Genomic DNA, 13442 nt, shown 5'->3' with positions numbered 1-13442 from the left:
TCAGAGCTTGAGAGCGGCGGGCTGGCCGGTAAGAGTGGTCACGCCCTGGAGAAAGGCGTCGAGGCGTTGCGGGTTGTCTTTGAGCCAGGCGCGGGCGGCGTCTTTGGGTGCGGTGCGCTCCAGGATGGGCGCCATCACGGCACTGACCTCGGCACTGTCCATGTGCAAATTGCTGAGCAGGCGCTGGACGTTGGCGCAGCGCTGCGGATAGTCGGCGGTGGTCACCACCGAGACCGTGGCCTGGCCTTCGTTGGGGCCGAAGACGTCTTCGCTGCCGGTCAGGTAGCGCATCTTGATCTGCAGGTTCATCGGGTGCGGCTTCCAGCCGAAGAAGACGATCCACTCCTTGCGCTTCTCGGCGCGGCGCACGGCGGTGAGCATGCCCGCCTCGCTGGACTCCACCAGCTGGAAGTCCTTGAGGCCGAAGCGGTCGGTCTTGATCATCTCGGCGGTGCCGCGGTTGGCGCCGCTGCCCGGCTCGATGCCGTAGATCTTGCCGCCGAGCTTGTCCTTGAAGCGGGCGATGTCGGCAAAGGTCTTCAGCCCCCCTTCGTAGACGTACTCGGGCACAGCGAAGGTGGACTGGGCGTCGGCCAGCAGCGGTGGGGTCAGCACCTTGACCTGGCCCTTGTCGACGAAGGGCTGCACCACCGGCTGCATGGTCGGTTGCCAGTAGCCGAGGAACACATCCAGATTCTTTTCGCCCATGGCCGCCATGATGATCTGCTGGGAGGCAGTGGTCGGCTTCACGCCGTAGCCGAGGCCTTCGAGCATGACCTCGGCCAGGGCACTGGTGGCGACCACGTCGGTCCAGCCGACGATGCCCAGCCGTACCGTCTGGCAGCTGTCGGGATCGGCGGCACGGGCGCTGCCGAGGGTGGCGGCCAGGAGGCCGCAGGCGAGGAGGGTGGCGCTGAGGGTCTTGTTGGGCATGACGAACTCCCTGGGGCGGCGGGCGGGGATGACTGCCGGTTGCCTTCTACCCTAGGCGCCTCGCCCCGCCGCCATGTGCAGCCCGACGACCGGAATTTGCACCCTGGCGACCTTCTTGCTTGCACAAGCCAATCGTTACCGAGGACGCCCCACCCATGCCGCAGTCCTTTGCCTTTCTCCTGCTGCCCGGCTTTTCCGCCCTGGGCTTCATCGCCACCCTAGAGCCCCTGCGGGTGGCCAATCGCTTTCGTCCGGGCAGCTATGGCTGGCGCATCCTCGGTCGCGAGGGCGCGGCGGTGACCGCCAGCAACGGCATGTCGGTCAATGTCGACGGCGGCCTCGACGCCCTGGAAGCGGGCACCACCCTGTTCGTGGTGGCCGGTTTCGAGCCCCTGGCCCATTACGACGACGGCCTCGCCAGCTGGCTGCGCCAGGTCGCCCGCCACGGCCATCCCCTGGGCGGCATCGACACCGGTGCCCTGGTGCTGGCGCGTGCCGGGCTGCTGGACGGGCACCGGATCACCCTGCACTGGGAGGCGGTGGCGGCCTTTCGCGAAGCCTGGCCGCAGCTCGAGGTAACCGGCGAGCTGTTCGAGATCGACCGCGGCCGCATCACCTGCGCTGGCGGCACGGCCAGCCTCGACCTGCTGCTGGAACTGATCGGCCGCAGCCATGGCAGCGAACTGGCGGTGCAGGTCTCCGAGCAATTCGTGCTCGGGCGCATCCGCCCGCCACGCGAGCACCAGCGGCTGCAGGTAGCGCAGCGCTATGGCATCGCCAACCGCAAGCTGATCCGCGTGGTGGAGCGCATGGAGCGCCATACCGAGACGCCCCTGGGCACCCTGGACCTGGCTGCCGGCATCCAGGTGACCCGCCGCCAGCTGGAGCGGCTGTTCCGCCTCCACCTGCAGACGACCCCCTCCACCTTCTATCTGCAGTTGCGCCTGGACCGGGCGCGCCAGCTGCTGCAGCAGGGCGAGGCCAGCGTGCTGGACGTCGCCCTGGCCTGCGGTTTCGAGTCCGCGTCCTATTTCTCCCGCTGCTACCGCCAGCGCTTCGGCTTGAGTCCACGAGAAGACCGGCCGCACCGGTCGTCGGCGCCGGAGTCCGCGGCGGCGGCTGCCGGCCTGCCGCCGGGGTAGGCCGACCCGCTCACTGACGCTTCTGGTGATACCCCTGTCGTTTTTGCATCCGGTCGGCCAGGACCCCGGGGCTATGCTGGCCTCGAATCGCCGGCACCCGTTCCGGCGCGAGACCAACGCCGGAGCCTGTCATGAATGCCACCGAACTCCACGCCGACAGCATCGTCATCGACGGGCTGATCATCGCCAAGTGGAACCGCGAACTCTTCGAAGACATGCGCAAGGGTGGCCTGACCGCCGCCAACTGCACCGTCTCGGTATGGGAGGGCTTCCAGGCCACGGTCAACAACATCGCGGCGAGCCAGAAGCTGATCCGCGAGTGCAGCGACCTGGTGGTCCAGGTGCGCACCACCGCCGAGATCCGCCAGGCCAAGGCCCAGGGCAAGACCGGCATCCTGTTCGGCTTCCAGAACGCCCACGCCTTCGAAGACCAGATCGGCTACGTCGAGATCTTCAAGCAGCTCGGCGTGGGCATCGTGCAGATGTGCTACAACACCCAGAACCTGGTGGGCACCGGCTGCTACGAGCGCGACGGCGGCCTGTCCGGCTTCGGCCGCGAGATCGTCGCCGAGATGAACCGCGTCGGCATCATGTGCGACCTCTCCCACGTCGGCTCCAAGACCAGCGAGGAAGTCATCCTCGAATCGAAGAAGCCGGTCTGCTACTCCCACTGCCTGCCGTCCGGCCTGAAAGAGCATCCGCGCAACAAGTCGGACGCGGAACTCAAGTTCATCGCCGACCACGGCGGCTTCGTCGGCGTGACCATGTTCGCCCCCTTCCTGGCCAAGGGCATCGATTCGACCATCGACGACTACGCCGAGGCCATCGAGTACGTGATGAACCTGGTGGGCGAAGACGCCATCGGCATCGGTACCGACTTCACCCAGGGCCACGGCCATGACTTCTTCGAGTGGCTGACCCACGACAAGGGCTACGCCCGTCGCCTGACCAGCTTCGGCAAGATCGTCAACCCGCTGGGCATCCGCACCGTGGGCGAATTCCCCAACCTGACCGAGACCCTGCTCAAGCGCGGCATGCCCGAGCGCACCGTGCGCAAGGTCATGGGCGAGAACTGGATGCGCATCCTCGGCGAAGTCTGGGGCGAGTGATCCCGACGAACCCTTTCCACCCCTTTGTGAGCGTCGGGCTCCGCTAGCGCTCAACCCGACCCACGACCCTCTGTTCTGGAGTACCCGCATGGCCAGCCACGCCCCCGAAATGCCCATCCAGGTCGACGACGAAACCGGCGTCTGGACCACCGACGCCCTGCCGATGCTGTACGTACCCCGGCACTTCTTCGTCAACAACCACATGGGTATCGAAGAAGTCCTGGGCGCCGACAAATACGCCGAGATCCTCTACAAGGCCGGCTACAAGTCCGCCTGGCACTGGTGCGAGAAGGAAGCCGAGTGCCATGGCATCCACGGCGCCGCAGTGTTCGAACACTACATGAAGCGCCTGTCGCAGCGCGGCTGGGGCCTGTTCGAAACCCAGAAGCTCGACCTGGACACCGGCCATGCCGAGGTCAAGCTCAAGCATTCCGCCTTCGTCTACGTCTACGGCAAGGTCAATCGCAAGGTGGACTACATGTTCACCGGCTGGTTCTCCGGCGCCATCGACCAGATCCTGGCCGCCAAGGGCAGTGCCATCCGCACCGTTACCGTCCAGGAATACAGCGGTTCCGAAGAAGGCCACGACGACGGCCTGTTCGTCACCCGGCCGAAGTAACGCCACGCCCCCGGGTGGCCACCGACCCGCTCGCCGCCACCCCAGCGACACCCCAGAGCAAGAGCGCGGCTCAAGACCGCGCACCAGCCGATCGAGGAGAAGGTCATGGCCTTCGAAGCAATGTTCCAGCCGATCCAGATCGGCAAGCTCACCATCCGCAACCGCGTACTCTCCACGGCCCACGCCGAGGTCTATGCCACCGACGGCGGCATGACCACCGAGCGCTACGTCAAGTATTACGAAGAGAAGGCCAAGGGCGGCATCGGCCTGGCCATCTGCGGGGGTTCCTCGGTGGTCGCCATCGACAGCCCGCAGCACTGGTGGAGTTCGGTCAACCTCTCTACCGACCGTATCATTCCGCACTTCCAGAATCTGGCCGACGCCATGCACAAGCACGGCGCCAAGATCATGATCCAGATCACCCACATGGGGCGCCGTTCGCGCTGGGACGGCGGCCACTGGCCGACCCTGATGTCGCCATCGGGCATCCGCGAGCCCGTGCACCGCGCCACCTGCAAGACCATCGAGCCGGAAGAGATCTGGCGGGTGATCGGCAACTTTGCCCAGGCGGCCCGCCGGGCCAAGTCCGGCGGCCTGGACGGCGTCGAGCTGTCCGCCGTGCACCAGCACATGATCGACCAGTTCTGGTCGCCGCGGGTGAACAAGCGCACCGACGAGTGGGGTGGCAGCTTCGAGAACCGCATGAGATTCGGCATGGAGGTGCTCAAGGCCGTGCGTGCCGAGGTTGGTGACGATTTCTGCGTCGGCATGCGCATCACCGGCGACGAATTCCACCCGGACGGTCTGTCCCACGACGACATGAAGCAGATCGCCAAGTACTACAGCGACACCGGCATGCTCGACTTCATCGGCGTGGTCGGCTCGGGGTGCGACACCCACAACACCCTGGCCAACGTCATCCCCAACATGACCTATCCGCCGGAGCCCTTCCTGCACCTGGCCGCGGGCATCAAGGAAGTGGTCAACGTGCCGGTGCTGCACGCCCAGAACATCAAGGACCCGAACCAGGCCACCCGTATCCTGGAGGGCGGCTACGTCGACATGGTCGGCATGACCCGCGCCCACATCGCCGATCCGCACCTGATCACCAAGATCAAGATGGGCCAGATCGACCAGATCCGTCAGTGCGTCGGCGCCAACTACTGCATCGACCGCCAGTACAACGGCCTCGACGTGCTGTGCATCCAGAACGCCGCCACCAGCCGCGAATACATGGGCCTGCCGCACATCATCGAGAAGTCCACCGGGGCCAAGCGCAAGGTGGTCATCGTCGGTGGCGGCCCGGCCGGCATGGAGGCCGCGCGCGTCTCGGCCGAGCGCGGCCATGACGTCACCCTGTTCGAGAAGCAGGAGCAACTCGGCGGCCAGATCACCCTGGCCTCCCGCGCCCCGCAGCGCGACCAGATCGCCGGCATCACCCGCTGGTACCAGCTGGAGCTGACGCGCCTGGGCATCGACCTGCGCCTGGGCACCGCCGCCGATCCGGCGACCATCCTCGACCTGCGCCCGGACATCGTCATCCTGGCCAACGGCGGCCATCCCTTCCTGGAGCAGGTCGACCACTGGCACGCCGCCGACGGCCTGGTCGTCAGCAGCTGGGACATCCTCTCGGGCAAGGTCGAGCCGGGCAAGAACGTGCTGGTGTACGACACCATCTGCGAATTCACCGGCATGTCGGTGGCCGACTACCTGGCCGACAAGGGCGCCCAGGTCGAGATCGTCACCGACGACATCAAGCCGGGCGTGGCCATCGGCGGGACCACCTTCCCGACCTACTACCGCAGCCTCTATCCCAAGGAAGTGGTCATGACCGGCGACCTGATGCTGGAAAAGGTCTACGCCGAGGGTGACAAGAAGGTCGCGGTGCTGGAGAACGAATACACCGGCGCCCGCGAAGAGCGCGTGGTCGACCAGATCGTCATCGAGAACGGCGTGCGTCCGGACGAGGGACTCTACTACGCCCTCAAGGAAGACTCGCGCAACAAGGGCCAGATGGACATCGAGGCGCTGTTCGCCATCGAGCCGCAGCCGGCGCTCGGCGAGACGGGCAACGGCTACCTGCTCTACCGGATCGGCGACTGCGTGGCCCAGCGCAACACCCACGCCGCCATCTACGACGCCCTGCGCCTGTGCAAGGACTTCTAAGACACGCCCCGTGAGGGTTCGCAACGTCCGGTCGGCACGGACAGCCCCCTCTCCCTGAGGGAGAGGGCGGGGGTGAGGGGCCCAACTGACGCCTTGGCGTGAACGCGGGCTCCCCATCTCGGCTTTCTCCCCAGGGAGAGGAGGTGATCCGCCGCCACCCGAGGTCCCGTAGGGAGACCCGCAATGCTCAGTACTATCCTCCCCATCCTGCTCTTCGCCGCCCTGGCCCTCACCGTGATCGGTGCCGTGCGCCGCTTCAGCCTCTGGCGACAGGGGCGTCCGGCCGAGGTCGACTGGCTGGGCGGGTTGCTGAAGATGCCGCGGCGCTACTTGGTGGATCTGCACCACGTGGTCGACCGCGACAAATACATCTCCAAGACCCACGTGGCCACCGCGGGCGGTTTCGTCCTGGCGGCGCTCCTGGCCATCCTGGTCCATGGCTTCGGCCTGCACAGCCGCATCCTCGGCTGGGCGCTGCTGGCGGCCACCGTTTGCATGTTCACCGGCGCCCTGTTCGTAGCCAAGCGCCGTCGCGATCCGCCGGCGCGGCTGTCCAAGGGTCCCTGGATGCGCCTGCCCAAGAGCCTGCTGGCCTTTGCCGCGAGCTTCTTCATCGCCACCCTACCGGTCGCCGGCATCCTGCCGCCGGACTTCGGCGGCTGGCTGCTGGCCGCGGTGCTGGCGGTGGGCGTGGCCTGGGGCGTGTCCGAGCTGTTCCTCGGCATGACCTGGGGCGGTCCCATCAAGCACGCCTTCGCCGGTGCCCTGCACCTGGCCTGGCACCGTCGCGCCGAGCGTTTCAGCACCCCGCACAACGCCAGCGCCGCCCGCTCCAGCGGCCTCAAGGCGCTGGACTTGCACGATCCCAAGGCGCCGCTGGGTGTGGAAAAACCCGCCGACTTCACCTGGAACCAGCTGCTCGGCTTCGACGCCTGTGTCCAGTGCGGTCGTTGCGAAGCCATGTGCCCGGCCTTCGCCGCCGGCCAGCCGCTCAACCCCAAGAAGTTGATCCAGGACATGGTGGTCGGCCTCAAGGGCGGCAGCGATGCCCGCTACTTCGGCTCGCCCTATCCCGGCAAGCCGGTCGGCGAGCACGCCGGCGGTCCGCACCTGCCCATCGTCGCTCGCCAGGGCAAGGCCCTGGTGGACGCCGAGACCCTCTGGTCCTGCACCACCTGCCGCGCCTGCGTCGAGGAATGCCCGATGATGATCGAGCATGTTGATGCCATCGTCGACATGCGCCGGCACCTGACCCTGGAGCGTGGCGAGACGCCGAACAAGGGCGCCGAGGTGCTGGAAAATCTCATCGCCACCGACAACCCCGGCGGTTTCGCCCCCGGTGGCCGCCTGAACTGGGCCGCCGACCTGGACCTGCCGCTGATGAAGGACAAGGGCCAGGCCGAGGTGCTGTTCTGGGTCGGCGACGGCGCCTTCGACATGCGCAACCAGCGCACCCTGCGCGCCTTCGTCAAGGTGCTCAAGGCGGCCAAGGTGGATTTCGCCGTGCTCGGCCTGGAAGAGCGCGACAGCGGTGACGTGGCCCGTCGCCTGGGCGACGAGGCGACCTTCCAGCAACTGGCCAAACGCAACATCGAGACCCTGAGCCAATACCGCTTCCAGACCATCGTCTCCTGCGATCCTCACAGCTTCCACATGCTCAAGAACGAATACGGCGACCTCGGTGGCCACTACCAGGTGCAGCACCACAGCACCTTCATCGAGACCCTGCTCAGCCGTGGCTCCCTGCACCTTGGGCAGCACGCCCTGGCCGAACAGGGCGCCACCATCACCTATCACGATCCCTGCTACCTGGGCCGCTACAACGGCGAATACGAGGCGCCGCGCGCGGTGCTCAGGGCGCTGGGCATCGCGGTCAAGGAGATGGAGCGTTCCGGCTTCCGTTCGCGCTGCTGCGGCGGTGGTGGTGGCGCCCCCATCACCGACATCCCCGGCAAGCAGCGGATCCCGGACATGCGCATGGCCGACATCCAGGAAACCGGCGCCGAGCTGGTGGCCGTGGGCTGCCCCCAGTGCACCCTGATGCTGGAAGGCGTGGTTGCCCCGCGTCCGGAGATCAAGGACATCGCCGAACTGGTGGCCGAAGCCATCGTCGAGGCGCCTGTCGAAAGCAAGCCGACCGCCGCTCGGCGGCCGATGGCGGAGGCCCTGTCGTGAGCGGGCGTCGGGGCCCCCTCACCCTGGCCCTCCCCCCGAGGGGAGAGGGGATGATCAGGGGTGCCAGACACGTCCCGGTGTTCACCGCTTTTACCCCCTCTCCCCTCGGGGGAGAGGGCTGGGGTGAGGGGCCCACCGCGCACCTCACCTGCCATTTCCAAACGGAGCGCCTAGCATGAGCATCATCCGTCGCGATCCGCGCCGCGAGTGGATCGCGCGCAACCGTCTGCATCCGCTGCACGCCAGTATCGCCAGCAGCGCCGAGGCCGAAGTCCGCTGGATGGGCCCCAATGGCCTGGTCCGCAAGAACCCCCATGCCGCGGCTGCCGGCTTCGTCGGCCCCCAGGGCGTCAAGCGGATCGATCGCAGTGGCGCCCAGCAGGGCGGCGGTCGCCGTGGCACCGCCCAGGCGGTGGAAGAACAGCTGCCGCTGCACCGGATCGCCGAGCCGGCCTTCTACATCGCCGTGGTCCCGGATCTGGTCAGCGGTCGCCTGACCGCCCATGACCGTGACCTGCTGGGCCTGGCCCGGCAACTGGCCGGTGCCGAGGGCGCCGTGCTGGCGGTGGTCTTTGGCGAGGTCAAGGAAACCGCCTTCGATACCGCCGGGGTGGATCGCCTGCTGCATCTGGATGGCGAGCAATTCCAGGGCTATGCCCCCGAACAGCGGGTGCTGGCGCTGCGCGCGCTAGACAACGAACTGCAGCCGCGGCAATGGCTGCTGCCCGACAGCCGCAGCGGTGGCGGTGAACTGGGTCGGCGCTTAGGTGCGGCCCTGCACGAGCGTCCCGCCACCCGTGTCTGGCAGGTCAAGGACGGTCTGGCCACCGGCCGTGCCGGTGCCGGTCGCCAGGATCTGCAGCAGCCGTTGCCGCGCCTGGTGCTGGCCCTGCCGGAATGCGCGGAGCCGGTCGGCGAGACCCGTCACGAGGTCCTGCCGGTCACCCTCGGCGGCAACATCGCCCGCCACCTGCCGCGCATTGAAGACCTCGGCCCGGTCGCCGTCGATCCCATGCAGATTCCTCTGGCCGAGGCCGAATTCATCCTCTCCGGTGGCAACGGTATCCGTGACTGGAATCTCTTCCACAGCACCGCCGCACTGCTGGGCGCCACCGAAGGCGCCTCGCGGGTGGCGGTGGACGACGGCCATATGCCGCGCAATCGTCAGGTCGGTGCGACCGGGACCTGGGTCACCGCCCGGGTCTATCTGGCCGTGGGCATCTCCGGCGCCGTGCAGCACCTGCAGGGCATCGCCAGTTGCGACAAGGTCATCGCCATCAACACCAATCCGGGTTGCGACATGGTCAAGCGCGCGGATCTTTCGGTGATCGGCAACGGTGACGCCATCCTGGCCGCCCTGGCGCGGCTGGTCGAACAACAGCGGGCAGGGGAGTTGCAGGATGTCGCCTGAGCAGAAGCTGCCGTCGCTGGACGGCGTCAAGGTCGTGGCCCTGGTCTCCGTCGGCGCCCATCCCACCTCCGGGCGGGCCCGGCGGGCGGAACAGGATGCCCGTGCCGTCGAACTGGGCCTGCGCCTGGTCGGCGACAAGCTGCGCGTGCTGCACGCTGGTGATCCCGCCGAAGAGGCTCTGCGTGGCTATCTGGGCATGGGCGTGCCGGCCCTGCACGTGCTGGAACAACCGGCGGGCGCGGATGCTTTGCCGGCCCTCGGCGATACCCTGCGCGAGGTTGGTGCCGGCCTGGTACTGACCGGTAGCCAGGCGGAAACCGGCGAGGGCTCGGGCCTGCTGCCCTATCTGCTGGCCGAGACCCTCGGCTGGCCGCTGGTGGTCGGCCTCGCCGCGGTGGAAGCCGTGGAGGGTGGCCAGGCGACCGTGCTGCAGGCCCTGCCACGTGGTCAGCGGCGGCGGCTGCGTGTACGGCTGCCTTTCGTCGCCAGCGTCGACAGCGCCGCCCCGGCGCCGCGGCAAAGCGCCTTCGGCCCGGCCCGGCGCGGCGAGTTGCAGGTGGAGACCACCGAGATCGTGCAGGACAGCCTGTTCGACAGCGGCGAATTGCAGCCGGCCAAGGCGCGCCCCAAGCGCCTCAAGGTGATCAAGGCCAAGACCGCCGCCGACCGCTTCAAGGCCGCCACGGCCAAGGCCTCCGGCGATGGCGGCCAGGTCCTTAAGGACCTGACCCCGGAAGCGGCCGCGGCCGCCATCTTCAAGGTATTGCGCGAGGAAGGCGTAGTGCGCTGAGGCTGTAACCCCCTCTCCCTCCGGGAGAGGGCTGGGGTGAGGGCGCCCTTGGCACCTGAGTCTCAAGTGGAAAAGGCTACGCCGTTTTCCACGCTACGGAGCGGAAGCCAAGCTCCAAGCCATCCCCTCTCCTTCCGGGATAGGGCTAGGGTGAGGGAAGCCTAGGCACCCAAGCCTCAAGTGGAAAAGGCTGCGCCGTTTTCCACGCTACGGGGCTGCAGGATACGTAGGTTGGGCTGAGCACCGCGAAGCCCAACACGCCCAACCTTCGCGCATCTATCAGTGCGCCTCGTCCCAGTTACCGCCCACCCCCGACTCCACCAGCAGCGGCACGTCCAGTTCGCCGGCGCCGCTCATCAGCGGCAACAGGCCTTCGCGCAGCAGCTCCACCTGGTCTTCGCGGACCTCCAGCACCAGTTCGTCGTGTACCTGCAGGATCACCCGGGCATCCAGCTCCGGGGTCGACTGCAGCCAGCCGTCCACGGCAATCATGGCGCGCTTGATGATGTCCGCCGCCGTGCCCTGCATGGGCGCGTTGATCGCCGCCCGTTCGGCGGCCCGACGCAGGCCCTGGTTCTTGGAGTGGATGTCCGGCAGGTACAGCCGGCGCCCATAGAGGGTCTTCACGTAGCCCTGGTCCACCACCTGGGCGCGGGTGCGCTCCATGTAGGCCAGCACCCCGGGATAGCGCTGGAAATAGCGATCGATATAGGCCTGGGCCTCGGCGCGGCCGACGCCGATCTGCTTGGCCAGGCCGAAGGCGCTCATGCCGTAGATCAGGCCGAAGTTGATGGCCTTGGCGCGACGACGATCCTCGTTGCTGACCTCTTCCAGCGGCACGCCCATCACCTCGGCGGCGGTGGCGCGGTGCACGTCCAGGTCGTTCTGGAAGGCATGCAGCAGGCCTTCGTCCTGGGCCAGGTGGGCCATGATGCGCAATTCGATCTGCGAATAGTCCGCCGCCAGCAGGCGATAGCCTTTGGGTGCGACGAAGGCCTGGCGGATGCGCCGGCCCTCGGCGGTGCGGATCGGGATGTTCTGCAGATTCGGATCGCTGGAAGACAGCCGTCCGGTCGCCGTCACCGCCTGGTGATAGCTGGTGTGGATGCGGCCGGTGCGCGGATTGATCTGCTGCGGCAGCTTGTCGGTGTAGGTGCTCTTGAGCTTGCTCATCTGCCGGTACTGCATCAGCACCTTGGGCAGCGGGAAGTCCTGGTCGGCCAGTTCCTGCAGCACCGCCTCGGCGGTGGAGGGCTGGCCCGATGCGGTCTTGCTGACCACCGGCAGACCCAGCTTGACGAAGAGGATCTCGCCCAGCTGCTTGGGCGAGCCCAGGTTGAATTCCTGGCCGGCCAGTTCATAGGCCTCCTTTTCCAGGGCGATCATCTTCTCGCCCAGCTCGCGGCTCTGCACCCCGAGCAGCGCCGAATCCACCAGGGCGCCGTTGCGCTCGATGCGCGCCAGCGCTGGCACCAGCGGCATCTCGATGTCGCGCAGCACCGCCGCCAGGCCCGGCACGGCTTCCAGCCTGGGCCAGAGGGTCTCGTGCAGGCGCAGGGTGACGTCGGCATCCTCGGCGGCATAGGGTCCGGCCTGCTCGATGGCGATCTGGTCGAAGGTCAGCTGCTTGGCGCCCTTGCCGGCAATGTCCTCGAAACGGATGGTGCTGTGGCCTAGGTACTTAAGCGCCAGGCTATCCATGTCGTGACGGGTGGCGGTGGCGTCCAGCACATAGGATTCGAGCATGGTGTCGAAGGCGATGCCCTGGATCGTGATGCCGTAGCGGGTCAGTACATTGAGGTCGTACTTGCCGTGCTGCATGACCTTGAGCTTGGCCGGGTCTTCCAGCAGCGGCTTGAGCGCGGCCAGTACCGGCTCCAGCGCGAGCTGGTTCGGCGCGCCCATGTAGCTGTGGGCCAGGGGCACATAGGCGGCCTGGCCCGGCGCCACGGCAAAGGACAGCCCCACCAGCTCGGCGCGCTGAGCGTCGATGCTGGTGGTCTCGGTGTCGAAGGCGAAGCAGTCGGCGGCCTGCAGGCGCGCCAGCCAGGCGTCGAAGTCGGCCTGCTCCAGCACGGTGTCGTAGTGGGTTTCCACCTGGGTGGTGGCGGCATCCTCGGCCAGCGGCAGGGGCGCGCCCTGGCGCTTAGTGTCACGGATCAGGTCATCCAGCCAGGACTTGAATTCCAGCTCCTGGTAGAGCGCCATCAGGGCTTCCACATGGGGCTCGCCTACGGTGAGCTCATCGAAGGTCAGCTCCAGCGGCACGTCCAGCTTGATGGTCGCCAGCTGATAGGACAGATAGGCCTGCTCGCGATGCTGGTCCAGCTTGGCGGCCAGCGACTTGGCGCCGCGCAGGGGCAGGGCGGCCACCGCGTCGAGGTTGGCGTAGAGGGTATCCAGGCCACCACCGATGCCGTTGAGCAGGCCGGCAGCGGTCTTCTCGCCCACCCCGGGCACCCCGGGAATGTTGTCGATCTTGTCGCCCATCAGCGCTAGGTAGTCGATGATCAATTCCGGACCCACGCCGAATTTGGTCCTGACCCCTTCCACGTCCAGCACGCTGCCGCTCATGGTGTTGACCAGGGTGACATAGGGACAGACCAGCTGGGCCATGTCCTTGTCGCCGGTGGAGATCACCACCGGGCGCTCGGCACTGGCGCAGTGGCGGGCGAGGGTGCCGATGACGTCGTCGGCTTCCACCCCTTCGACGGCCAGCAGCGGCAGGCCCAGGGCGCGGATGCAGGCGTGCAGCGGCTCGACCTGGCCACGCAGGTCATCGGGCATGGCCGGGCGCTGGGCCTTGTAGTCGGCGAAGAGTTCGTCGCGGAAGGTCGGGCCCTTGGCGTCGAAGACCACCGCGAAGAGGCTGTCCGGATACTGGCGGCGCAGCGAGAGCAGCATGTTGAGCACACCTTTCACCGCGCCGGTCGGCTTGCCGGTGGAGGTCATCAGCGGCGGCAGGGCATGGAAGGCGCGATAGAGGTAGGAGGAACCGTCCACCAGGACGAGAGGGGCGTGGCTCATGGTCTGGACCTTTGTCGTGGCGTGTGCGGCGTCTGTCCGGCCAGTCTCGACGACGGCAAGGCCGGGTTCT

At 67.4% G+C, this 13442-nt stretch carries 9 protein-coding genes; 7 read left to right on the top strand and 2 right to left on the bottom strand.

Annotated elements, in window-relative coordinates; all coding sequences use genetic code 11:
- On the bottom strand, window positions 1–933 hold the full coding sequence (gene choX / locus FHR73_RS13885) for a choline ABC transporter substrate-binding protein (protein ID WP_183632024.1): 933 nt from the start codon (window positions 931–933) through the stop codon (window positions 1–3).
- 155 nt (window positions 934–1088) lie between these two features.
- Between choX and FHR73_RS13880 the strand changes: the two genes are divergently transcribed.
- From FHR73_RS13880 to FHR73_RS13850, 7 genes are all read left to right on the top strand, one after another.
- A complete protein-coding gene (locus FHR73_RS13880) occupies window positions 1089–2075 on the top strand; it encodes a GlxA family transcriptional regulator (protein WP_183632022.1) in 987 nt (328 codons plus the stop codon).
- Window positions 2076–2206: 131 nt separating this feature from the next.
- Window positions 2207–3184 (top strand): dipeptidase, encoded by a 978-nt coding sequence (locus tag FHR73_RS13875; RefSeq protein WP_017641587.1) that lies wholly within the window; start codon window positions 2207–2209, stop codon window positions 3182–3184.
- An 88-nt stretch (window positions 3185–3272) separates the two neighbouring features.
- Window positions 3273–3803, top strand: a complete 531-nt coding sequence (locus tag FHR73_RS13870; protein ID WP_027597311.1) for a DUF5943 domain-containing protein — start codon at window positions 3273–3275, stop codon at window positions 3801–3803.
- A gap of 105 nt (window positions 3804–3908) precedes the next feature.
- Window positions 3909–5969 (top strand): dimethylglycine demethylation protein DgcA, encoded by a 2061-nt coding sequence (gene dgcA, locus FHR73_RS13865; protein WP_183632020.1) that lies wholly within the window; start codon window positions 3909–3911, stop codon window positions 5967–5969.
- 183 nt (window positions 5970–6152) lie between these two features.
- Window positions 6153–8144 (top strand): dimethylglycine demethylation protein DgcB, encoded by a 1992-nt coding sequence (dgcB, locus tag FHR73_RS13860; RefSeq protein ID WP_183632018.1) that lies wholly within the window; start codon window positions 6153–6155, stop codon window positions 8142–8144.
- A 175-nt stretch (window positions 8145–8319) separates the two neighbouring features.
- Window positions 8320–9555, top strand: a complete 1236-nt coding sequence (locus FHR73_RS13855; protein WP_183632016.1) for an electron transfer flavoprotein subunit alpha/FixB family protein — start codon at window positions 8320–8322, stop codon at window positions 9553–9555.
- Between the two features lie 16 nt (window positions 9556–9571).
- Window positions 9572–10345 (top strand): electron transfer flavoprotein subunit beta, encoded by a 774-nt coding sequence (locus FHR73_RS13850; protein WP_177323671.1) that lies wholly within the window; start codon window positions 9572–9574, stop codon window positions 10343–10345.
- A 279-nt stretch (window positions 10346–10624) separates the two neighbouring features.
- Here FHR73_RS13850 and polA read toward each other — a convergent pair whose 3' ends face one another.
- Window positions 10625–13372 (bottom strand): DNA polymerase I, encoded by a 2748-nt coding sequence (gene polA, locus FHR73_RS13845; RefSeq protein WP_183632014.1) that lies wholly within the window; start codon window positions 13370–13372, stop codon window positions 10625–10627.
- Between the last annotated feature and the right edge of the window lie 70 nt (window positions 13373–13442).

The organism is Pseudomonas sp. AS2.8 (assembly GCF_014190935.1).
GTDB lineage: Bacteria > Pseudomonadota > Gammaproteobacteria > Pseudomonadales > Pseudomonadaceae > Chryseomonas.
Note: the sequence above shows the minus strand (reverse complement) of the source record. Positions and strands in the feature narration are given on the sequence as shown.

Excerpts from the sequence above, each read along its gene's own strand:
- choX (WP_183632024.1), bottom strand. The coding sequence starts at position 933 with ATGCCCAACAAGACCCTCAGCGCCACCCTCCTCGCCTGCGGCCTCCTG.
- FHR73_RS13880 (WP_183632022.1), top strand. The coding sequence starts at position 1,089 with ATGCCGCAGTCCTTTGCCTTTCTCCTGCTGCCCGGCTTTTCCGCCCTG.
- FHR73_RS13875 (WP_017641587.1), top strand. The coding sequence starts at position 2,207 with ATGAATGCCACCGAACTCCACGCCGACAGCATCGTCATCGACGGGCTG.
- FHR73_RS13870 (WP_027597311.1), top strand. The coding sequence starts at position 3,273 with ATGGCCAGCCACGCCCCCGAAATGCCCATCCAGGTCGACGACGAAACC.
- dgcA (WP_183632020.1), top strand. The coding sequence starts at position 3,909 with ATGGCCTTCGAAGCAATGTTCCAGCCGATCCAGATCGGCAAGCTCACC.
- dgcB (WP_183632018.1), top strand. The coding sequence starts at position 6,153 with ATGCTCAGTACTATCCTCCCCATCCTGCTCTTCGCCGCCCTGGCCCTC.
- FHR73_RS13855 (WP_183632016.1), top strand. The coding sequence starts at position 8,320 with ATGAGCATCATCCGTCGCGATCCGCGCCGCGAGTGGATCGCGCGCAAC.
- polA (WP_183632014.1), bottom strand. The coding sequence starts at position 13,372 with ATGAGCCACGCCCCTCTCGTCCTGGTGGACGGTTCCTCCTACCTCTAT.